The sequence below is a fragment of the Allobosea sp. 2RAB26 genome, assembly GCF_052115465.1.
GTDB lineage: Bacteria > Pseudomonadota > Alphaproteobacteria > Rhizobiales > Beijerinckiaceae > Allobosea.
On sequence record NZ_JBFRGS010000004.1, the window covers coordinates 382,079 to 401,239 of the forward strand.

Below are 19,161 nucleotides of genomic sequence, written 5' to 3' on the forward strand. Positions count from 1 at the left end.
GCCATAAACAAAAACCCCGCCTCTCGGCGGGGTCCCGTCAACCTGTCGTGTACATCCGACGATCAGGCTGTATCTCTTGTCGCATCCGATCGTGACGACCGGATGACACCGATCATGCCGGAATGCGTTCCTCGACATCGTTCGGCTCGCGCAGCACGTAGCCGCGGCCCCAAACGGTTTCGATGTAGTTCTTTCCGTCCGACGCATTGGCGAGCTTCTTGCGGAGCTTGCAGATGAAAACGTCGATGATCTTGAGTTCCGGCTCGTCCATGCCGCCATAGAGATGGTTCAGGAACATCTCCTTGGTCAGCGTCGTGCCCTTGCGGAGCGAAAGCAGCTCCAGCATCTGGTATTCCTTGCCCGTCAGGTGCACGCGGGCGGCATCGACCTCGACGGTCTTGGTGTCGAGATTGACGACGAGATCGCCGGTGGTGATGACCGACTGCGCATGGCCCTTCGAGCGGCGCACGATGGCGTGGATGCGCGCGACAAGCTCATCCTTGTGGAAGGGCTTGGTGAGATAGTCGTCGGCGCCGAAGCCGAGGCCCTTCACCTTGTCCTCGATGCCGGCAAGACCGGAGAGGATCAGGATCGGCGTCTTCACCTTCGCGACGCGAAGGGAGCGCAGCACCTCATAGCCCGACATGTCCGGCAGGTTCAGGTCGAGGAGGATGATGTCGTAATCGTAGAGCTTGCCGAGATCGACACCCTCTTCGCCCAGATCGGTCGTATAGACGTTGAAGCTCTCTGATTTGAGCATCAGCTCAATGCTCTGGGCGGTTGCGCTATCGTCCTCGATCAGCAGAACCCGCATGTCACGTCCCCAATTTCGCCCCGAGGCAAGCTCGACCACATTCTCATCCGAACCCTCATGGCTCTGGACGACCAGGCGCTTGCCCGATGAAACGCCACGCGACACGCTACTGGGAAAATGGTTAACAAACCGTGATTCCCGAGCGCAAGCGCTTCCAGGGAGAAAGTGAACGATCCTTGTCGAGGTGAGTCGAAATTGACACGGATCGGGAGACCTTCGCCCGCGAAATCGCCTTTCGCGGAGGACTGTTCCGAGGAACAGGGACAAAAAGCCCCTGCAACACGACACAGCCTCGATGCACAGTGTTAATCACAGAGGTAAATGAAAGATTGACGGGACGGGGAATGAGCGGCGCAAAGCACGGTATAGACAGGTTATCCGACCTCGCCGCCACAATCGGTAACCTCGATGCGGTAACGACATTCGGCCGGGTGACGGGCGTGCGTGGCCTGATGGTCGAGGTCTCCGGACCGATCGGCGCCATGAGCCTTGGCGGACGCATCGAGATCGAGATCGCGCCGGGAACGCGTGTCCCCTGCGAAGTGATCGGCTTTTCCGGCGAAAAGGCGCTGGTGATGCCCTATGGCGGCCTAGACGGAGTCCGCCGCGGCTGCCCCGCCTATGTGGACAAGGCAGCCCCGGGCATCCGGCCGACCCATGCCTGGCTCGGCCGGGTTGTCGATGCGCTCGGAAGACCTGTGGATGGCGGCCCGCCCCTGCCTCAGGGAGAACATCTTTGCGCCTTCCGCGCCGACCCGCCCCCCGCGCATGCACGCCGCCGCGTCGGCTCCCCGCTCGATCTCGGCGTCCGCGCCCTCAACGCCTTCCTGACCTGCTGCCTTGGCCAGCGCATGGGTATCTTCGCCGGCTCGGGCGTCGGCAAATCGGTTCTTCTTTCCATGCTGGCCCGCTACGCACGCGCCGATGTCAACATCATCGGGCTCGTCGGCGAGCGCGGCCGCGAGGTCCAGGAGTTTCTGCAGGACGACCTCGGCCCGGAAGGCCTGGCGCGCTCCGTGGTCGTGGTCGCCACCTCCGACGAGCCGGCGCTGATGCGCAAGCAGGCCGCTCTCACCACCCTCACCTTGGCCGAGTACTTCCGCGACCAGGGCGCGCAGGTGATGTGCCTGATGGACTCGGTCACGCGCTTTGCCATGGCGATGCGCGAGATCGGCCTTGCCGCCGGCGAGCCGCCAACCACCAAGGGCTATACGCCGACCGTCTTCGCCGAGTTGCCGCGCCTGCTCGAACGCGCCGGTCCTGGCATCGGCGAAGGTGCCATCACCGGTCTGTTCACCGTGCTGGTCGATGGTGGAGACCATGACGAACCTGTCGCCGACGCGGTGCGCGGCATTCTCGACGGCCATATCGTCATGGAACGCTCCATTGCCGAGCGTGGGCGCTACCCGGCAATCAACGTGCTGAAATCCGTGTCGCGCACCATGCCGCGCTCCTGCGACCCCCCCTACTATCCCGTCGTCCAGAAGGCCCGCGCGACACTCGCGACCTATTCCGACATGGAAGAGCTGATCCGGCTTGGCGCCTATCGCCAGGGCGCATCGGCAGAGGTCGACGAGGCCATCCGCCTCAACCCGCAGCTCGAAGCCTTCCTGAAACAGGCCAAGGACGAGGCGACGTCATTGGGGGAAGGCTACGCCAGGCTCGCAGCCATCATGGCGAGCTGACGCGGCGCACGAGGATCAGCATCGCCACCAGCGCGCCGGTCTGGATCACCGCCGAGATCATCAGCGTCGCGCTGCTGCCAAAGCGCTCGATCATCACCGCAAAGAGCAGCGGCGCGGCTGCGAAAGTCAGGTTCTGCGGAACCGTCAGACGCCCGAGCATGGTCGCAAAGCCGCGCCGGCCGAACAGCGAGAGCGGCAAGGTGGCGCGAGCCACAGCAATGACGCCCATGGCAGCGTTGAAGGCAGCGACGAAGACGATGGCCGAAAGCGCGGCTCCTGACGCCAGCGCCATGTAGAGGCAGGAGAGCGGCCCGAGCACGAGGCCGACCAAGGCCACACGCTCGACAGCGAAGCGTTCCCCGGCCAGGACGTCGACCAGACGGGCCACAAGCGTTGCAAGCCCGCCTAGCGAAGCGATCGTGACCGCCGTGGCGCTGGTCAGTCCGGAATTCTCCAGCAGGCCGATGAGGTGGAGCGGCAGCCCCCAGGAGACCAAGCCGCTTGCCGAGAAGGCGAACGCCAGCAGCCAGAGGATCGGGCGACGCTCGTGCGCAGGCACCCTGCCCTCATCGGCAGGCGGAGCCGCCGCTGTCGGGCCGGCAGCGGGAGCGTGAGGCGTTGTCACCGGGATGGCAAGATGAATCGGCAGCACGATCACGATCTGGATCGCGGCGAAGATCAGCAGGGCCGCGCGCCAGCCATAGGCAGCGCAAAGGGCTGCCGAAAGCGGCCAGAACACGCTTGAGGCAAGCCCGGTGACCAGCATCATCACGCCGATGACGCGACGCGTTCGCTCTCCCATCAGCTGCGCGACCGTGACATTGCCGACATTGGCGAGCGTCAACGAGTGGCCGATACCGATGACGAACCAGGTCGCGAGATAGCTGATCGGCCCCTGTGCCGCCGCGAGCAAGGCCAAGCCCAGTGCGCAGATGATGGCCCCGACACACATGGCACGCCGCGTTCCGCGACGATCGAGATGTCGCCCGACCATCGGCGCGACCACCGCACCGGTCACGAGCAGGATGGTGATGCCTCCGAAGACGATCTCCCCGCTCATCCCCAGATCTCGATCGAGATAGGCGGCAAGGACCGATGGCGCGTAATAGGTCGATCCCCAGCCGATAATGCGGGTGAGAGCGAGGCCGCAGAGCAGCGGCCAGTGCTCCGGAAGGCGTGATGAGGCGAGCAAGGGAAGGCGATCCGGGAGGGAAAGACGGGCGAGCGCCCTGGTAATTGCGCAGACTCTATAGGGGACACACAGGGCACGGCAGCAGCAGCGACGCGGGCTCAATATGCGTCGAAAGCGGGCGGCCTCGGTAAGAAACGGTCAACCTCCTTGCGCCATTGTCCTTTTCGTCTCGCGGATCAAGTTCCGGCGGCGAACCGAGGGGTCGGGGAGCCGCCATGCGTAACCAGGAGTTGGACACGACATGAAGTCGCGAGAGACCCTCTTGCGTCTCAAACGCTTCCAGGTGGACGAAAAGCGTCGCCGGGTAAGCCAGATTGAGATGATGATTGCGGATTTCCATCGCATGGCGACCGATCTGGATCGTGAGATCCAGAGCGAGGAGACACGGGCCGGTATCTCCGACCCTGCTCATTTCGCCTACCCGACCTATGCCAAGGCGGCGCTCGGGCGCCGCGACAACCTGCGGCAGTCGGCGGATAATCTGAAGGGCCAGCTCGACGAGGCCAAGGCCGAGCTTCAGGAAGCCTTCGAGGACATGAAGAAGGTCGAGATTCTCGACGATCGCGAGCGTGCTTCCGAGCGGGCCGCCGAAGCAGCGCGCGACCAGTCGATGATGGATTCGATCGGGCTGCGCTCACGCGCCTGACCGTCTGGCTTCAGGGATCTTGCACGAAAAAGGGGCGGGAGGCCGTTGGCCTCCCGCCCCTTTTTCATTCGATCACCGGATGATGCCGCACGGAGCCGCGCGGCATATGCCCTGCCAGCCGCGGATCATCGTCGACCTCGACGCTGCGCTTGAAGACCGTGAACCCCGAGCGCTGATAGAATTCCGGCGCGCTCTGATGATCGAGCGTGCAGGTGTGTACCCAGAAGCGCGAAATCGGCTGGGCCCAGGCCCGTTCCAGCGCCCGATTCATCAACCAGCGGCCGGCTCCGCGGCCCAGCACGGTTTCGTCCAGCCCGAAAAAGCTGAGCTCTCCCTCTCCCGCCACGCGGAAATCAAGCTCCAGCAATCCAACGTCGCGGCCATCGGCCCGAACGGCGAAGAACTCGACGGCTGGATCCGCCAGGATCGCCTCGATCTCCGCCACGGGCTTGATCAGCCGGCTGAACCACATCCAGCGCTCGCCGAGCACGCGGTAGATCGCGAGATAGCGCGTGACATCGTCTCTCCCGATCGGCTCGAGGGAGAAGCCCGAAAGGCCAGGCGGATCGGCCCGCTTGGCCGGCGGTGCAAACATCTCGAGAGATGTGACGATCGCCGCGATCTTGCCGGGCGGAAGGTCGGTGATGCCGGTCAGGCTGATGGGAATGCTGTCGCTCATGGTCCTGTCTGCGGTACGTTGGCCGTGAGGCAGACGCTCGAAGCTTGCGCCGTCGAGGCTGCCGGAGATCGCCGCGATCATGACATGATCCCGGGTGAAAGATCAGTTCGTACGGTGCATGGCCCATTCCCATCAGGAGAAGCTGTGGCGCGCCGCTTCAAACGAATGAGGATTCTTTTCGATGACCAGACGTGTAAAGCTGAAGCTCGCCGCCGCTCTCTTCGGCATCGCGGCACTGGGCGGTGTCGCCGTTGCGCAGCAGCACCAGGGTCACGGCGCCATGCAGGGCTCGGCGACCGGCGTCGCGGACACGCCGGCGACGGCCGCCTACAAGGCGGTCAATGACAAGATGCACAAGGACATGGCGACCTCCTTCACCGGCGACGCCGATGCCGATTTCGTGCGTGGCATGATTCCGCATCATCAGGGCGCCATCGACATGGCCAAGGTCGTGCTTGCGCATGGCAAGGACCCGGAAATCAAGAAGCTGGCCACTGAGGTCATCTCCGCCCAGGAGAAGGAGATCGCCTTCATGCGGGACTGGCTGAAGAAAAACGGAAAATAGGCCGTCCGTGCGGCCTGGCGCGGGCAACGCCGCTTGCCCTCGCCCTCCCTCGCTGGCACACAGGCGAAGGTTCGCTCCGGCCGGCTATCCAGGCCTTCCCCTGCGCGCCGCGACACCGCCTTCGACGCCTCCTCGCAGCCTGCCGGTTTCATGAAACGCTATCTCGACTATCTCTGGCCGCTCATCGGTCTCGTCGCGGTCGTCTGGTCGGTCGAGTTGCTCTGGGACAAGCTCAAGGCCGAGGCCGGCACGGATGCCGCCGTCCAGGCATTGCTGGAGCAAGGAACCCTCTGGCAGAACATCAAGATCATTGCGGCCGGCATCGGCCAGAAGATCGCCTTGATCTCCCCGGACGCCTTCCTGCACGCAGCCCTCGCAACGCTTGTCGCTTACGCTGCGCTGGCCTGGTATGACCGCATTGCCTTGATCCATCTCGGCAAGGAGAAGGGCATCTCTTGGCCCTATATCGCGCTTTGTTCCTTCGTGACCTATGCGCTCTCGCACAATATCGGCGCCTCGGTCTTCTCGGGCGGCATGGTCCGGTTCCGCGCCTATACCGCGAAGGGCCTGACAACGGCCGATGTCGCTGTTCTGGTGGCCCTGTGTTCCTTTACCTTCGCCTTCGGAACCATTCTGCTGCTCGGGCTCGTCCTGATCGGGGAGCCTCAGATCCTGCGCCCGCTCGGTCGGCTCTCGCACTGGTTCACCCTCGGCGATGCGACTGCCCGGCTGATCGGCTTCGGGCTGCTCGCCTTCGTCGGGCTCTACACGGTCGGCTCCTGGCTGAAGTTCAGGCCGCTCAAGATCGGCAAGTTCGAGTTGATCTATCCCCGGCTGCCGGTCGTTGCGCGGCAATATCTCGCTGCGCCTCTGGAACTGATGGGTGCCGCCGGCATCATCTATTTCGCGCTGCCCGATCAGGGAAACCCCGGCTTCTTCATAGTGCTCGGCGCCTTCCTCCTTTCCTTCTCGGCCGGGCTGCTCAGCCAGGTACCGGGCGGGGTCGGCGTGATGGAAGCGGTCTTCCTCGCGGTCATGCCGGGCGTGCCGGCGCCGGCTGTCTTTGCGGCCCTGCTGATCTGGCGGCTGTTCTACCTGATCCTGCCGCTGGTGATTTCACTGCCGATCGTGCTGGCCTTCGAGCGCAGCCAGCTCAGGAAGAACACCCGCATCGCGCCCCCGCCCTGACAAGCATGATGCCGAAGGCGGGAACCGGCTTTCGGGTGGCATCAGGCACTGGACCATGGCCTCAGCGTCTGAGCGCGATCGCAGCTGCGCCGAACATCAACACCGCGCCGATAGCCTCGGACAGACCGAATGGCTCGTGCAGCACGACAACTCCGGCTGTGACAGCGATGGCCGGGCTGACGAAGGCGTACAGCCCGGCATGGAAGGCGCCCCAGTCGCGCAGCAGCCGCATGTAGATGGTGAAGCCGATCAGCGAGCCGCCAATCACCAGGACGGCAACGGCCGGCCAGACCGGCCACTCTCCGAGCGCGCGCATATCAGCGAGTGTGACGGGCTCGACAGCGAGCGAGACGGCCGCAAGGCCGAGCGCACCAATGACCGTCTGCCAGCCGGCCAAGGTCAGTGTCGGCATGGTGCCGGCGATCCGCCGCGTCAGCACGGCGCCAAAGCAGTAGAGCAGCGTGCCAAAGGCCACGGCCGCCAGCCCCCAGATTTCCATCTGGTCGCCATGTGCCGCGCTCCAGCCGCTGGAGGCGCGCGTCGCGAACAGAAAACAAAGCCCGATGAGCCCAAGCACGATGGCCGCAATGCGCTGTCCAGTGATCCGCTGCCCCTCGATCAGGCGGCTCGCGATCAGCGTATAGATCGGGATCGTCGCGAGATTGACGATGGCGGCGAGCCCCGACGGTGCATGCGCGGTCCCCCAGAACAGAAAGGTGTAATTGCCGGTATTCACTAGGAGTGCGGTGATCAGCAGGCGGCGCCGCGCTGCGGGGGGAACGGCGAGAACGTCGCGCCCGGCCCAGAGCAGCATCAGGACACCAGCGATCGAGAAACGTGCCGCTGCAAGGAAGATCGGTGGAACATGGGCCGAGCCGATCTTGACCGGCAGGAAGGTCAGCCCCCAGACCAGACACATCAGGGCGAAGTAAAAGGCGTTGCGCGACATGCCCCGGTCCTTAGCGATGCGGAAACGGCAGGGCCAATGCCGGATTGGCGACGGCTGCATGGGCGCGACGCAAGCGGGCGTCCTGCGCTTCCGCGCCGTCAGTCATGGGTTGCACTCTGAACGATCCACTATAGAAGAATCAACGCTATGATAATGGACGATTTGACGTCAAGGCTTGCCGAACGCATGCGGATCGAGCGGGAAAGCCGCGGCTGGAGCCTGAGCGATCTCGCCGACAAATCCGGGGTGTCCCGCGCGATGATCAGCAAGATCGAGCGGGGAGAAGCGAGCCCGACCGCTGTCCTCCTCGGTCGGCTTTCCGGCGCCTTCGGGTTGACCTTGTCGAACCTTCTGGCGCGAGCCGAGACGCCGAGCGAGTTTCTCCGACGCTGCGCGGATCAACCATTCTGGCGCGATCCCGAAACCGGCTTCACCCGGCGCGCCATTTCGCCGGCTGGCGAAGCGGGCATCGAGCTGGTCGATGCCGAGTTGCCGCCCGGCGCGCGCATCTCGTATCCCGCAAGCTCCTACGCGTTCATCAGGCAGCAGATCTGGGTGCAGTCCGGCATGCTCGACTTTCGCGAAGGCGAGACGATGAAGCGGCTGCAGGCCGGTGACTGTCTTGAACTCGGGCCGCCCAGAGATTGCAGCTTCTGCAATCCCGGACCGGAACCGGTGCGCTATCTCGTTGTCGTCGTGCGCCGCTGAAGCCGGCTCAGACGCTTCCAACCGTCTTCAGCCGGACGCGGGGATGGATTTCCCCCTGCGACAGCACTGGTGTCTCGCGGCGGAAGCGCTCGATGATCTGGCGCACGAACGGTCGTGCCATGCCGGAGGTGACCAGCGCCGGCATCTCGCCGATACGCGCCGCGTCCTCGAACTTGTCGCGGACCTGATGCACGAATTCCTGCAGGCGCGAGGGCTGCATGGCCAGATGCCGGTCCTCGCCCTGGCCGACGATCGACTCGGCAAAGATGCTTTCCCAGGCCGGCGAGAGCGTGATGATCGGCAGATGCCCCTGCTGGTTCGAGAACTGGGCACAGATCTGCCGGGCCAGCCGCACCCGGACATGTTCGGCGATGTCGCGCGGGTTCTTGATGCCGCCGGCGACTTCGGCGATGCCTTCGACGACGGTGGGGAGATCGCGGATCGAGATGCGCTCCGCGAGCAGCAGCTGCAGCACGCGCTGGATTCCCGTGGTCGAGATCTGGCTCGGCACGATCTCCTTGACGAGGTCGGCATGGTCCTTGGGCAATTCGCGCAGCAGTTTCTGCACTTCGCCATGCGAGAGCAGCTCCGGCATATGCGACTTCAGCACTTCGGTCAGATGCGTCGAGATCACCGTGGCGGCATCGACCACGGTGAAGCCGCGCAGCTGCGCCTCATCCTGCAGTGACGCGTCGATCCAGGTGGCAGGCAGGCCGAAGGTCGGCTCCAGCACGTTGTGGCCGGGCAGGTTCACGCTGCCGCCCATCGGGTCCATGGCCATGAACTGGCCGGCATAGACGATGCCGTGCCCCGCATCGATCTCCTTGATCTTGATATAGTAGTGGTTCGCTTCGAGCTGGACGTTGTCGACGATGCGCACCGCCGGCATCACGAAACCGAGCTCGGCAGCGAGCTGGCGGCGCAGTGCCCGGACCTGATCGGTCAGCCGATCCTGCCCGCCCGCCGCGTTGACAAGCGGCAGCAGCCCGTAGCCGATCTCGATCTTGAGTTCGTCGAGCTTGAGCAGATCGTTGAGCGTCTCCTCCTTCGGCGTGCCATCGGCGGCAAGCGGCGATGCAGCCTGCGCAGCCTCCGCCACCTGAACTTCCCGTGCCTTGGCGATCTGACCGAAATGGCGCGCGAGCCAGGCCGAACCACCGGCGAGCAGCAGGAAGGGCAGCATCGGGATACCGGGCAGGATTGCGATCAGCAGCATTACCGCCGCCGACATGCCGAGCGCCTTCGGGTAACCTGAGAGCTGCCTGCCGAGCGCCTTGTCGGCGGCGCCGCGCACGCCTGACTTGGAGACCAGCAGGCCGGCCGCCGTTGAGACGATCAGGGCCGGAATCTGGCTGACGAGGCCATCGCCGACGGTCAGCTGCGTATAGGCGCGCGCCGCATCCCCGAAGCCCATGCCCTGCTGCGCGACGCCGATGATGATGCCGCCGAGGACGTTGATGAAGGTGATGAGCAAGCCGGCGATGGCGTCGCCGCGCACGAATTTCGAGGCACCGTCCATCGAACCGAAGAAGTTGGCCTCGTCCTCCAACGCCTTGCGGCGCTCCTTGGCGACGTCCTGATCGATGAGACCGGCCGAGAGATCGGCGTCGATCGCCATCTGCTTGCCGGGCATGGCATCCAGGGCGAAGCGCGCCGCAACTTCGGCGATGCGGCCCGAACCTTTGGTAATGACCACGAAATTGACGATGATCAGGATGGTGAAGACGATCACCCCGATCACGAAATTGCCGCTCATCACGAAATTGCCGAAGGCTTCGATGACGTGGCCAGCGGCGGCACTGCCTTCGTGGCCGTGAGCGAGGATCAGGCGCGTCGAGGCGAGATTGAGCGCCAGCCGCAGCATCGTGACGATCAGCAGCACTGTCGGAAAAGCCGAGAACTCCAGCGGCTCCTCGATGAAGAGCGCCGTCATCAGCACCAGTACGGACAGGATGATCGACAAGGCCAGGAGCAGGTCGAGCAGCAGTGCCGGCAGCGGGAAGATGAGCACCACGAGGATGCCCATGACGCCGATGGCAAGAAACAGGTCGGGCCGGTTGAGGAAATTCCCCATGGCACCGCCACTGGGCATCTTGAAACCGCCACCGGCGCCCGCCGTCATATCCGTCATCGACCAGTCCACTCCCCGTCGCGACGCGGCCGTCAGGCAACCATGCCCCTCCAGCTTCCGCGACGATACCCGGCAATTCTTGCCGGGTTCATGGTGAATGAATGGTTAAGCCGACCAGAAAATCGGGCCGTGGAACCCCTTCCTGAATGGATCGTTATTGAACTGCCGCGTTCTGGCCCCATTCGACCGAACAACTCGCGGGCGGGGTCGACATACTGGCTTTTCCGGCCGACTTGATTGGAGATATTCGTGGATAGACGTTCCTTTGTTTTGAGCCTTTTCGGTGGCCTCGCAGCGGCCGGCCTTGGCGGAACCGCCATTGCCCAGGCAGCGACGGGCAAGACCACCCCGACGCCGGAGATATTGCCTGCCAACGAATTGAATGCCGCAACCAAGGCCGCGCTTGATCGTGCCGATGCCGATTTCAATCAGGTGGTGGTCCGCGAACGCACCGTCGTTCGGCGGCCTCGTCCTGCCTACCGGCGTCCGGTCGTGGTGCGCGAGCGTGTGGTCGTGCGCCGGGCCGCCCCGCGCTATCGCCGCCCCGTGGTGGTGCGCCGGAATGTGATCGTGCGCTGAGACGCAGGATTTGGGGAAGGCGGTGCCGAAGGGTGCCGCCTTCTTCGTATGAGGCGAAGCCATGAGGCACGCCAGACGATGAGGGAGGATCGCCATGTCGCCGCACGAAGCGGCTCTGCCCGCGGTCATCGCGACGGATATCCCGGCCCGGCTCGATCGCCTGCCATGGTCGCGCTTTCACACGCTGGTCGTGGTGGCTCTCGGGATCACCTGGATCCTGGATGGGCTGGAAGTGACCCTTGCCGGCTCGGTCTCGGGGGCACTGAAAGAAAGTCCGGCGCTCCGCTTCACCAATACGGAAATCGGCCTTGCCGGTGCCGCCTATATCGCCGGCGCCGTATTCGGCGCCCTGTTCTTCGGCTGGTTGACCGACAGGCTCGGCCGCAAGCGCCTCTTCAGCATCACCGTCCTCGTCTATCTCGCAGCCACGGCCGCGACGGCGTTCTCATGGAGCGTCACGAGCTTCCTGATCTTCCGCTTCTTCACCGGTATGGGGATCGGCGGTGAATACACCGCGATCAACTCGACCATTCAGGAGCTGGTGCCGGCGCGCGTGCGCGGATGGGTCGATCTCGTCATCAACGGCTCGTTCTGGGTCGGCGCAGCCTTGGGCGCCATCGGAGCGATCGTCCTGCTCGACCCGGCCACTATCAATCCCGAACTCGGCTGGCGGCTCGCCTTCTTCATCGGCGCGGCGCTTGGCCTGATCATTCTCATCCTGCGGCGCTGGATCCCCGAAAGCCCGCGCTGGCTGATCAGCCATGGCCGCGCTGAGGAGGCGGCCGCGATCGTGACCCGCATCGAGACGCAAGCCGGCGTCAGCTACAGCGCCAGTGAAGGCCTGGCGCAGATCCGCCTGCGACCACGACCGGCGACGCCACTTGGCGAGGTCTTTCATTCCCTCTTCGTGACGCATCGCCAGCGAGCGCTCGTCGGGCTGGCGCTGATGGTCGCGCAGGCCTTCTTCTACAATGCGATCTTCTTCACCTACGCGTTGATCCTGACCGATTTCTACCAGGTGCCTTCGCATCTGATCGGTTGGTTCATCCTGCCCTTCGCCGCCGGCAATTTCCTGGGTCCGCTCCTGATCGGGCGTCTCTTCGATACGCTGGGCCGGCGCACCATGATCGCGACGACCTATGCTCTGTCAGCGCTTCTGCTGGCCGGCACCGGCTATCTGTTCGCGCGTAATCTGGTGACGGCCTCCCAGCTCACGCTGTGCTGGAGCGTCGTGTTCTTCTTCGCATCCGCCGCCGCAAGTTCGGCCTATCTGACGGTCAGCGAGACGTTCCCCGTCGAGATGCGCGCGCTTGCCATCGCGGTCTTCTACGCCATCGGCACCGGCGCGGGTGGCATTGCCGGCCCCTGGCTGTTCGGTGCACTGATCGACACCGGATCGCGGGCAAGCGTCTTCGGCGGCTACCTGTTTGGCGCGGCCCTGATGCTGGCTGCTGCCGTCATTGCAGCGCTCTACGCAGTCAGGGCTGAACGCCGACCGCTGGAAAGCGTCGCCCGGCCCTTGAATGCCGCGGATTGAGCCCGCCGGACGACCTGGCCGAGGCGGAAGGGAGCGCGATCGGTTGGAACAATGCGCTGCGACAAGCGTTATCATCTGGCACCATTTCGGGGATGCCGAAAGGGTGGCCGAAACCCTGTCTGGAGGACGCCGTGGATAGACGTTCGTTCATGATGACCCTGTTCGGCGGCATGGCTATGGCCAGCCTTGGCGGGATGGTTGGCGCCGCAGCGGCCGAGCCCAAGCTCATTCCCACCCCTGAACCGGCCGAGGATGAAGGCAAGCTTGCCGCCGAAGCCAGCGAAGCGCTGGACAAGGCGGACGCCGGGTACAGTTATTATTACAGGCGGCGCTATTATGGGTATCGCCGCCCCTATTACCGCCCGAGATACTATTATCGACCGCGGTATTATCGCCCTCGGTATTATTACCGCCCGCGGTATTATCGCCCCTATTACCGCCGTCGGTACTATTACTGACCCTCTCTTCGGGATTGCCCCCCGGGTCAGGCGACGCTGACGCGCGCCTGTCCCGGCTCGGCAACCGCAATACCGGCCGAGGTATATTCGCCGAGCTTGTTGCGGAGCGTGCGGATCGAGATTCCGAGGATCTTGGCCGCATGCGTGCGGTTTCCTAGACAGTGGTCCAGCGTATCCAGGATGAGGTCGCGCTCGACATCAGCAACGGTCCGGCCCACCAGGCCGCGCGTCACGGCCTCGGCGGTCTGAACGACACGGCTCGCAACATCGTGGCCTGACGACGGGCCCAGCGACTCGCCTTCCGGGGTCACCATCGCATCAGGTCCGATCTCCGTGCCCTGGGCCAGCAGGACCGCGCGGTGAACCGTGTTCTCGAGCTCCCGCACATTGCCTCGCCAGCCATTGGCCAACAGTGCCTTGCGGGCATCGGCCGCGATCGGACGCAGGGGCATACCGTTGATCTCGGCATATTTCTTGGCGAAATGATCCGCCAACACAAGGATATCGCCCGGCCGCTCGCGCAAGGCGGGAAGCCGCAGATGCACGACGTTCAGGCGATAGAACAGGTCTTCGCGAAAGGAGCCTTCGCGAACCGCTTCGCCGAGATTCCGGTTCGAGGTCGCGATGATCCGGAGATCGACCTTCACAGGCTGCGAGCCGCCGACGCGGTCGATCATCCGTTCCTGAAGCGCGCGCAGCAGTTTCGCCTGCAGGCGGACATCCATCTCGGAAATCTCGTCGAGCAGGAGTGTGCCGCCATGAGCCTCCTCGAACTTTCCAATGCGCCGTGCGATCGCACCGGTAAAGGCGCCCTTCTCATGGCCGAACAGTTCCGATTCCAGCAGATTGTCGGGAATTGCCGCGCAATTCACGGCAACGAAGGGCTTGTCCTTGCGCAGCGACTTCTGATGCAGGTGGCGTGCAATGACCTCCTTGCCGGTGCCGCTCTCGCCGGTCACCAGAACAGGCGCCTCCGAGCGCGCAATCTGGCCGGCGAGCTGCACCACGCGCTCCATGGCCGGATCACGCCAGATCAGGCTGGACTGGTCGGCAGCGACGGCTTCCAGCACCGCCGCGATCAGCTCCGGATCAGGCGGCAGCGGCACATATTCGCGCGCGCCGGCCTGGATCGCGGCAACTGCCGCACGGGCATCGGTCGAGGTACCGCAGGCAACGATCGGCGTGCGGATGCGCTCGCTCTCCAAAGCCGCGACAAACTGCGCGATCGGCTGGGCGACATCGATCATCAGCAGGTCGGCGCCCTTGGCGCGCAACACCGCCAGGGTCTGATCGAGGCCGTCAGTATGGGTCACGGCGGCGCCATGCGAGATGGCGATCTTGGCCGCAGCGATGATCTGTCCCTTGAGACCGCCGACAATGATGAGGCGCATGGCTCAGGCCTTTCCGGATGAGTGCGTAACAGGCCGGGCGAACATCACCGGTCGGCCTTGATGATTTCGGTCATCGTGACGCCCAGGCGATCCTCGACGACGACGACCTCGCCGCGCGCAACCAGGCGCTCATTGACGAAGATGTCGATCGCCTCGCCGACGCGCCGGTCGAGCTCAAGCACCGCCCCCGGGCCGATCTGAAGCAGATCGCCGACCGCGATGCGCGAGGAGCCGAGCACGGCAGAGACCGTGACGGGAACGTCGAAGACCTGTTCGAGATCCTCGGCGGTCTTGATCGGCACGGGCCCGGAGCGAGCGACAGAGGCCGCGTTGTGGTCGAATGAGAGATCGGCCGGGCTCAGCGGCGGCAGGTTCAGATCGTTCTCCTGGCTCATAGCGATCCTCCCTGGGTGGCGTTGGACTGGGGCATATGGCCGAAGATGCTGCGCACGGCCTCTTCGACCTTCTGCCCGATCAAGGCGCTGTCGATGGCCATGCCGCCATCGGCCCATTCGATGCGGCCATCACCCGGCCCGATATCGGATTGCCCCAGGACGACGAGGCGACCGGCAAAGCCGGTTTCGCGGGCGAGCCCCGCGAGCATGCTCTCCATCGTCTCGACCGCGCTCTCGTGGACACGCACCACCAGATGCGGGGCGAGACGGGCGTGGCTCAGGCATTCGCGCACCACAGCTTCGATCCTCGCGAGCGGCCGCTCGGCCAAGGCCGCGCCGGCGAGGGTCTGCGCCGTCACGATGGCGACCTGGGCGGCCTGTTCCTCGATGGCAAAGGCACGCTTGTCCTCCTCGACGAGCAGGCGCTCGACCGATCGCACGAGATGGGCAAGCAGCCCGTTCAGCTGCGCGTCGGCCTCGCGCCGGCCCTGCTCCTGCCCGGCGGCAAACCCTTCCGAGCGCGCCGCCGCCAGATCCGCTTCGCTGACGGCACGCCGGTTGCCCTCGCGAAAATCGGTTCCGAACATGAATTTCTTGGCGGTGCTCATCGTCAGTAGACCAACTCGTCTTCGGAATTGCCCTTGGACAGAACGATCTCGCCCTTGTCGGCAAGGTCCTTCGTCAGGGTCACCATCTTGGTTTGGGCCTCATCGACCTCCTTCAGCCGGAGCGGCCCGAGGCTTTGCATGTCGTCCTGCATGTTCTTGGCGGCGCGCTGCGACATGGCGCCGAAGAAGAAGGCGCGCATGTCCTCGCTGGCGCCCTTCAGGGCCCGGGCCAGCACATCCTTGTCGACCTGCCGCATCAGGGTCTGCAGCCCGGCCTGGTCAAGCTTGGCGAGATCCTCGAAGGTGAACATCAGGGCGCGGATACGCGTGGCTGATTCCTGGTTGGACTCGTCAAGCGCCGACATGAAACGGATCTCGGTCTGGCGGTCGAAGCCATTGAAGATCTCGGCCATCATCTCGTGTGGATCACGCCTGCGCGTCTGCGTCAGGGTCGCGACGAATTCCGAGCGCAGCGTGTTCTCGATGTGGTCGAGCGCTTCCTTCTGCACCGACTCCATCCGCAGCATGCGGGCGACCACTTCGATCGAAAGTTCGTTCGGAAGGTTGCGCAGGACATTGGCGGAGTGCTCGGGCCGGATGCGCGACAGGATCACGGCGATGGTTTGCGGGTACTCGTTCTTCAGGAAGTTCGCGAGCACGACAGCGTCGATATTGCCGAGCTTCTGCCACATGTTTCGCCCGGCCGGACCGCGGATCTCCTCCATGATCAGCGCAACCTGATCGGAGGGCAGGATCTTCTCCAGCAGCGAAATGGTGCGGTCGAAGGAGCCGGTGATCGCGCCCGCGCTCGAGAGCTTGCTGACGAAATCCAGCATCAGCCGCTCGACCATGTCGGAATCGACCGTTCCGAGCTCGGCCATCGCGCGGGTGATGATGCGGATCTCTTCGTCGTCGAACTCCTGCCAGATGGGTCGGCCGTGATCCTCGCCGAGCACCAGCAGAATGACGGCAGCCCGTTGCGGCCCGCTCATGCCCGCATAATTCATCGGCACCGGCGCGGGATCGTAGTCGGAGGCATCGCCTCCGTCGCTTCCGGAATTGCGTGTCGCGATGGATCGGGTTGCTGCCATGCCTCAGAGCCCCGTCACGCCGGCGCTTTTTCGTGAATCCAGCCGCGCAGCACCGCGACCGTGTCGGCGGGATTCTGCGTGACCATTGCCCCGATCTTCTCGACCGACTGCGCCTTGAGCTGGCCCTTGATCTGCGCGATCGCCAGCATCCGCTCGGACGGCGCCTCGACCTCTACGGCCGTCACTTCTCCATTCGGGCCAATGACCCGCGGGCTCGCAGGGTCGCCTGTCCCATCGTCCTGGATCATTGCCACGCCGTTGCGCATGAAAGTCGGGATCGGGCGCACCGACTTGTCGCTTGCCAGCACCTGCTTCAGCAGCGGACGCACCACCACCATCAGCACGATGAGGGTCAGCAGCGAGATGACGCCCATCTCGAAGAGCCGAATGACGTCCTCCCGGGTGAAGGACATCAGCTGTTGCATCATCGTCTGCTCGGTGAGGTCGGCAACGGCCGGAGGGGCCTCGGCAAAGCGCAGATTGACGACCTCGACCTTGTCGCCGCGAGCCTGATCGAAACCGACAGCGGTACGAACCAGCTGGTTGATGCGCTCGAGCTCTTCCGGGCTGCGCGGCTGATAGCCGAGCTCGCTGCCCTGGCCACGGGTATAGCTGCCATCAACCAGCACCGCGACGGAGAGCTTCTTGACCCTCCCCCCCTCGAGGACCTCGGTCCGAGTCGTGCGCGAAATCTCGTAGTTCACCACCTCTTCGTTCTTGGCGGAGACATCGCGCTGGTTCTGGGCGTTCTGCCCCTGCTGCTGCGCGCCGGGCAACTCGTTGCCGACGGTGACGGCGCCGTTCTGCGCCTCGTTGCTGGCGGAATTCTCGGTACGATTCTGGCTGGACCGGATGACCTTGCTCTCGGGATCGAAGGTCTCGGACCGGCTCTCGATGCGATTGCTGTCGAGCGTGGCCGAAACCTGCACGCGCGCCCGCCCCTGTCCGACGATGCTGGCGACGATGTCCTCGATCTGTGTCTTGATCCGCTTCTCGATCGCAGTCTGCCGCTCGTCGAGCCCGAGCCCGGCCAGCCCCTGCTCGCCCTGAGCGCCATCGGCCAGCAGTCGGCCGCGCTCGTCGACGATCGAGACGCGCTCCGGCTTCAGGCCGTCGACGGCGGAGGCCACGAGGTGACGAACCGCACGAACCTGGGCCGGATCGAGTTCGCCTGCGAGCTTGAGCGCGATCGAGGCGCGCGGCGGTTCACGATCGCGTTCGAACAGGCGCTTCTCCGGGATGACGAGGTGGACGCGCGCCGCCTGCACCCGGCCGATCGAGCGGATGGTCCGCGACAGCTCGCCCTCGAGCGCCCGCAGATGGTTGATGTTCTGGACGAAGCTGGTCGACGAGAAGGCATCGCCCTTGTCGAAGATCTCGTAGCCGACGCCGCCGCCGGAGGGGATGCCCTTGCCGGCAAGGTCCAGTCGCAGGCGCGGCACATCCGTCTTGGCGACCAGCACCGTCTGACCGTCGCTGCGCAGTTCGTATTTGATGCCCCGGGTATCGAGATCCTTCAGGATGGCGTTCACATCCTGGGTCGACAGATCCGAAAACAGCACGCTCATGGCGGGCTGAGACATCTTCAGCATGACGAAGCCGAAGAAGCCGACGAGTGCGAGCGTGACGGCCAGCATCGCCGCCAGCCGGGCCGCTCCGAATTTCGTAAACTGCTCGACGATCCCGTTCACGCCGTCATCCGTTTCACAACCCCGTCAGAGCAACGCGCGCAACGCCGCTCACTAGGCAAGTTTTTCCCAGTGCATGGTTAGCAACCCGTTAATTTCCGGGAGCGGGCTGTAAAGAATGCTGTTGATGGGCCTGTGTCTCGGCAGCCGTCGCCCGCCTCGCAGGCCGGCGTTCAGGAGCCCAGACCGGGCAAATCCCGTTTCCTCCGACCCCGATTATCGTCTAGACAGCACGCAACGTCGGAGGAGAACCGAGTGGCAGGCCAAGGCGAGCATCACGAATTCCGCTCCGGACACGGGGCTGTCGAGGGATCGAGCGATCGCTCGTTCGGGTTCGTCTTCACCGGCGTGTTTGCGCTGCTGGCCCTCTATAATGGCTGGCACCACGGCCGAGCGTGGCCATGGCTCGCCGGAATCGCCGCGGTCTTTCTCGGGATCACGCTGGTGCGCGCTTCGCTGCTCGCACCTTTGAACAAGCTGTGGACCCGCTTCGGACTGCTGCTCGCCAGCGTCGTCAACCCGATCGTCCTCGGACTTCTGTTCTTCGTCGTCTTCACGCCGATCGGCCTGCTGGCCCGGCTTCTCGGCAAGGATTTCCTGAGACTTCGGCGCAAGCCTGAAGTCGCGAGCTACTGGGTCCACCGCGATCCGCCGGGACCAGAGCCGCTCTCGATGAAAGATCAATTCTAATGGGACAGCACTGATGTCGTTTCTGAGAGAGTTCTTCCGCTTCATGAAGGCCCGGAAGAAGTTCTGGCTGATCCCGATCCTGCTGATCAGCCTGTTGTTCGGCGGCCTGCTCGTGCTGACGCATGGCAGCGCTGTGGCGCCCTTCGTCTACACCCTGTTCTGATCGG

At 64.4% G+C, this 19,161-nt stretch carries 20 protein-coding genes; 10 read left to right on the forward strand and 10 right to left on the reverse strand.

What is annotated here, in order from left to right:
- Window positions 1-112: 112 nt before the first annotated feature.
- Window positions 113-814, reverse strand: a complete 702-nt coding sequence (gene ctrA, locus AB4118_RS09900; RefSeq protein WP_069882553.1) for a response regulator transcription factor CtrA — start codon at window positions 812-814, stop codon at window positions 113-115.
- A 344-nt stretch (window positions 815-1,158) separates the two neighbouring features.
- Between ctrA and fliI the strand changes: the two genes are divergently transcribed.
- Window positions 1,159-2,499 (forward strand): flagellar protein export ATPase FliI, encoded by a 1,341-nt coding sequence (gene fliI / locus AB4118_RS09905; protein ID WP_441489557.1) that lies wholly within the window; start codon window positions 1,159-1,161, stop codon window positions 2,497-2,499.
- On the opposite strand, the gene AB4118_RS09910 is transcribed toward fliI, so the two are convergent.
- Window positions 2,486-3,691: an MFS transporter gene (locus AB4118_RS09910; RefSeq protein ID WP_441489558.1), complete on the reverse strand. Its 1,206-nt coding sequence runs from the start codon at window positions 3,689-3,691 to the stop codon at window positions 2,486-2,488. The genes fliI and AB4118_RS09910 overlap by 14 nt on opposite strands.
- 241 nt (window positions 3,692-3,932) lie before the next feature.
- On the opposite strand from AB4118_RS09910, the gene fliJ reads away from it, so the two are divergent.
- On the forward strand, window positions 3,933-4,337 hold the full coding sequence (gene fliJ, locus AB4118_RS09915) for a flagellar export protein FliJ (protein WP_043237924.1): 405 nt from the start codon (window positions 3,933-3,935) through the stop codon (window positions 4,335-4,337).
- 64 nt (window positions 4,338-4,401) lie between these two features.
- On the opposite strand, the gene AB4118_RS09920 is transcribed toward fliJ, so the two are convergent.
- On the reverse strand, window positions 4,402-5,097 hold the full coding sequence (locus tag AB4118_RS09920) for a GNAT family N-acetyltransferase (protein ID WP_441489559.1): 696 nt from the start codon (window positions 5,095-5,097) through the stop codon (window positions 4,402-4,404).
- A gap of 100 nt (window positions 5,098-5,197) precedes the next feature.
- Between AB4118_RS09920 and copM the strand changes: the two genes are divergently transcribed.
- The gene (gene copM / locus AB4118_RS09925; protein ID WP_441489560.1) at window positions 5,198-5,581 is read left to right on the forward strand and encodes a CopM family metallochaperone; all 384 of its coding nucleotides are present in this window, start codon (window positions 5,198-5,200) and stop codon (window positions 5,579-5,581) included.
- 150 nt (window positions 5,582-5,731) lie between these two features.
- On the forward strand, window positions 5,732-6,769 hold the full coding sequence (locus tag AB4118_RS09930) for a lysylphosphatidylglycerol synthase transmembrane domain-containing protein (RefSeq protein ID WP_441489561.1): 1,038 nt from the start codon (window positions 5,732-5,734) through the stop codon (window positions 6,767-6,769).
- 61 nt (window positions 6,770-6,830) lie between these two features.
- On the opposite strand, the gene AB4118_RS09935 is transcribed toward AB4118_RS09930, so the two are convergent.
- Window positions 6,831-7,718 carry a DMT family transporter gene (locus AB4118_RS09935; RefSeq protein ID WP_441489562.1) on the reverse strand — a complete coding sequence of 296 codons (888 nt, stop codon included), beginning with the start codon at window positions 7,716-7,718 and terminating at the stop codon, window positions 6,831-6,833.
- A gap of 153 nt (window positions 7,719-7,871) precedes the next feature.
- Here AB4118_RS09935 and AB4118_RS09940 point away from each other — a divergent pair, with 153 nt between their 5' ends.
- Window positions 7,872-8,426, forward strand: coding sequence for a helix-turn-helix domain-containing protein (locus tag AB4118_RS09940; RefSeq protein WP_441489563.1), 555 nt, complete (start codon window positions 7,872-7,874; stop codon window positions 8,424-8,426).
- 7 nt (window positions 8,427-8,433) lie between these two features.
- Here AB4118_RS09940 and flhA read toward each other — a convergent pair whose 3' ends face one another.
- A complete protein-coding gene (gene flhA / locus AB4118_RS09945; RefSeq protein ID WP_441489653.1) occupies window positions 8,434-10,518 on the reverse strand; it encodes a flagellar biosynthesis protein FlhA in 2,085 nt (694 codons plus the stop codon).
- 288 nt (window positions 10,519-10,806) lie between these two features.
- Here flhA and AB4118_RS09950 point away from each other — a divergent pair, with 288 nt between their 5' ends.
- From AB4118_RS09950 to AB4118_RS09960, 3 genes are all read left to right on the forward strand, one after another.
- Entirely contained in the window at window positions 10,807-11,136 is a 330-nt protein-coding gene (locus AB4118_RS09950) for a hypothetical protein (protein ID WP_441489564.1), read from the forward strand.
- 94 nt (window positions 11,137-11,230) lie between these two features.
- Window positions 11,231-12,673 (forward strand): MFS transporter, encoded by a 1,443-nt coding sequence (locus AB4118_RS09955; protein ID WP_441489565.1) that lies wholly within the window; start codon window positions 11,231-11,233, stop codon window positions 12,671-12,673.
- Window positions 12,674-12,804: 131 nt separating this feature from the next.
- The gene (locus AB4118_RS09960) at window positions 12,805-13,131 is read left to right on the forward strand and encodes a hypothetical protein (RefSeq protein ID WP_441489566.1); all 327 of its coding nucleotides are present in this window, start codon (window positions 12,805-12,807) and stop codon (window positions 13,129-13,131) included.
- 26 nt (window positions 13,132-13,157) lie between these two features.
- On the opposite strand, the gene flbD is transcribed toward AB4118_RS09960, so the two are convergent.
- The 5 genes from flbD to fliF all read right to left on the reverse strand — a co-directional run bounded on the left by flbD (window position 13,158) and on the right by fliF (window position 18,307).
- Window positions 13,158-14,522: a sigma-54-dependent transcriptional regulator FlbD gene (flbD, locus tag AB4118_RS09965; RefSeq protein ID WP_441489567.1), complete on the reverse strand. Its 1,365-nt coding sequence runs from the start codon at window positions 14,520-14,522 to the stop codon at window positions 13,158-13,160.
- Window positions 14,523-14,566: 44 nt separating this feature from the next.
- On the reverse strand, window positions 14,567-14,917 hold the full coding sequence (gene fliN, locus AB4118_RS09970; RefSeq protein ID WP_113510893.1) for a flagellar motor switch protein FliN: 351 nt from the start codon (window positions 14,915-14,917) through the stop codon (window positions 14,567-14,569).
- Window positions 14,914-15,525 (reverse strand): FliH/SctL family protein, encoded by a 612-nt coding sequence (locus tag AB4118_RS09975; RefSeq protein ID WP_441489568.1) that lies wholly within the window; start codon window positions 15,523-15,525, stop codon window positions 14,914-14,916. Before AB4118_RS09975 ends, fliN begins: the two co-directional genes overlap by 4 nt.
- A 2-nt stretch (window positions 15,526-15,527) precedes the next feature.
- The gene (gene fliG / locus AB4118_RS09980; protein ID WP_441477659.1) at window positions 15,528-16,532 is read right to left on the reverse strand and encodes a flagellar motor switch protein FliG; all 1,005 of its coding nucleotides are present in this window, start codon (window positions 16,530-16,532) and stop codon (window positions 15,528-15,530) included.
- A 98-nt stretch (window positions 16,533-16,630) separates the two neighbouring features.
- On the reverse strand, window positions 16,631-18,307 hold the full coding sequence (gene fliF, locus AB4118_RS09985; RefSeq protein ID WP_441489569.1) for a flagellar basal-body MS-ring/collar protein FliF: 1,677 nt from the start codon (window positions 18,305-18,307) through the stop codon (window positions 16,631-16,633).
- Between the two features lie 252 nt (window positions 18,308-18,559).
- Here fliF and AB4118_RS09990 point away from each other — a divergent pair, with 252 nt between their 5' ends.
- Window positions 18,560-18,994, forward strand: coding sequence for an SxtJ family membrane protein (locus AB4118_RS09990; protein WP_441489570.1), 435 nt, complete (start codon window positions 18,560-18,562; stop codon window positions 18,992-18,994).
- A 13-nt stretch (window positions 18,995-19,007) separates the two neighbouring features.
- Entirely contained in the window at window positions 19,008-19,157 is a 150-nt protein-coding gene (locus AB4118_RS09995) for a DUF5989 family protein (RefSeq protein ID WP_162835449.1), read from the forward strand.
- Window positions 19,158-19,161 lie beyond the last annotated feature (4 nt).

What these genes read in the sequence shown, in the direction of transcription:
- ctrA (WP_069882553.1), bottom strand. Translation starts at nt 814, where the DNA reads ATGCGGGTTCTGCTGATCGAGGACGATAGCGCAACCGCCCAGAGCATT.
- fliI (WP_441489557.1), top strand. Translation starts at nt 1,159, where the DNA reads ATGAGCGGCGCAAAGCACGGTATAGACAGGTTATCCGACCTCGCCGCC.
- fliJ (WP_043237924.1), top strand. Translation starts at nt 3,933, where the DNA reads ATGAAGTCGCGAGAGACCCTCTTGCGTCTCAAACGCTTCCAGGTGGAC.
- AB4118_RS09920 (WP_441489559.1), bottom strand. Translation starts at nt 5,097, where the DNA reads ATGATCGCGGCGATCTCCGGCAGCCTCGACGGCGCAAGCTTCGAGCGT.
- copM (WP_441489560.1), top strand. Translation starts at nt 5,198, where the DNA reads ATGACCAGACGTGTAAAGCTGAAGCTCGCCGCCGCTCTCTTCGGCATC.
- AB4118_RS09930 (WP_441489561.1), top strand. Translation starts at nt 5,732, where the DNA reads ATGAAACGCTATCTCGACTATCTCTGGCCGCTCATCGGTCTCGTCGCG.
- AB4118_RS09935 (WP_441489562.1), bottom strand. Translation starts at nt 7,718, where the DNA reads ATGTCGCGCAACGCCTTTTACTTCGCCCTGATGTGTCTGGTCTGGGGG.
- AB4118_RS09940 (WP_441489563.1), top strand. Translation starts at nt 7,872, where the DNA reads ATGGACGATTTGACGTCAAGGCTTGCCGAACGCATGCGGATCGAGCGG.
- flhA (WP_441489653.1), bottom strand. Translation starts at nt 10,518, where the DNA reads ATGCCCAGTGGCGGTGCCATGGGGAATTTCCTCAACCGGCCCGACCTG.
- AB4118_RS09955 (WP_441489565.1), top strand. Translation starts at nt 11,231, where the DNA reads ATGTCGCCGCACGAAGCGGCTCTGCCCGCGGTCATCGCGACGGATATC.
- flbD (WP_441489567.1), bottom strand. Translation starts at nt 14,522, where the DNA reads ATGCGCCTCATCATTGTCGGCGGTCTCAAGGGACAGATCATCGCTGCG.
- fliN (WP_113510893.1), bottom strand. Translation starts at nt 14,917, where the DNA reads ATGAGCCAGGAGAACGATCTGAACCTGCCGCCGCTGAGCCCGGCCGAT.
- AB4118_RS09975 (WP_441489568.1), bottom strand. Translation starts at nt 15,525, where the DNA reads ATGAGCACCGCCAAGAAATTCATGTTCGGAACCGATTTTCGCGAGGGC.
- fliG (WP_441477659.1), bottom strand. Translation starts at nt 16,532, where the DNA reads ATGAATTATGCGGGCATGAGCGGGCCGCAACGGGCTGCCGTCATTCTG.
- AB4118_RS09995 (WP_162835449.1), top strand. Translation starts at nt 19,008, where the DNA reads ATGTCGTTTCTGAGAGAGTTCTTCCGCTTCATGAAGGCCCGGAAGAAG.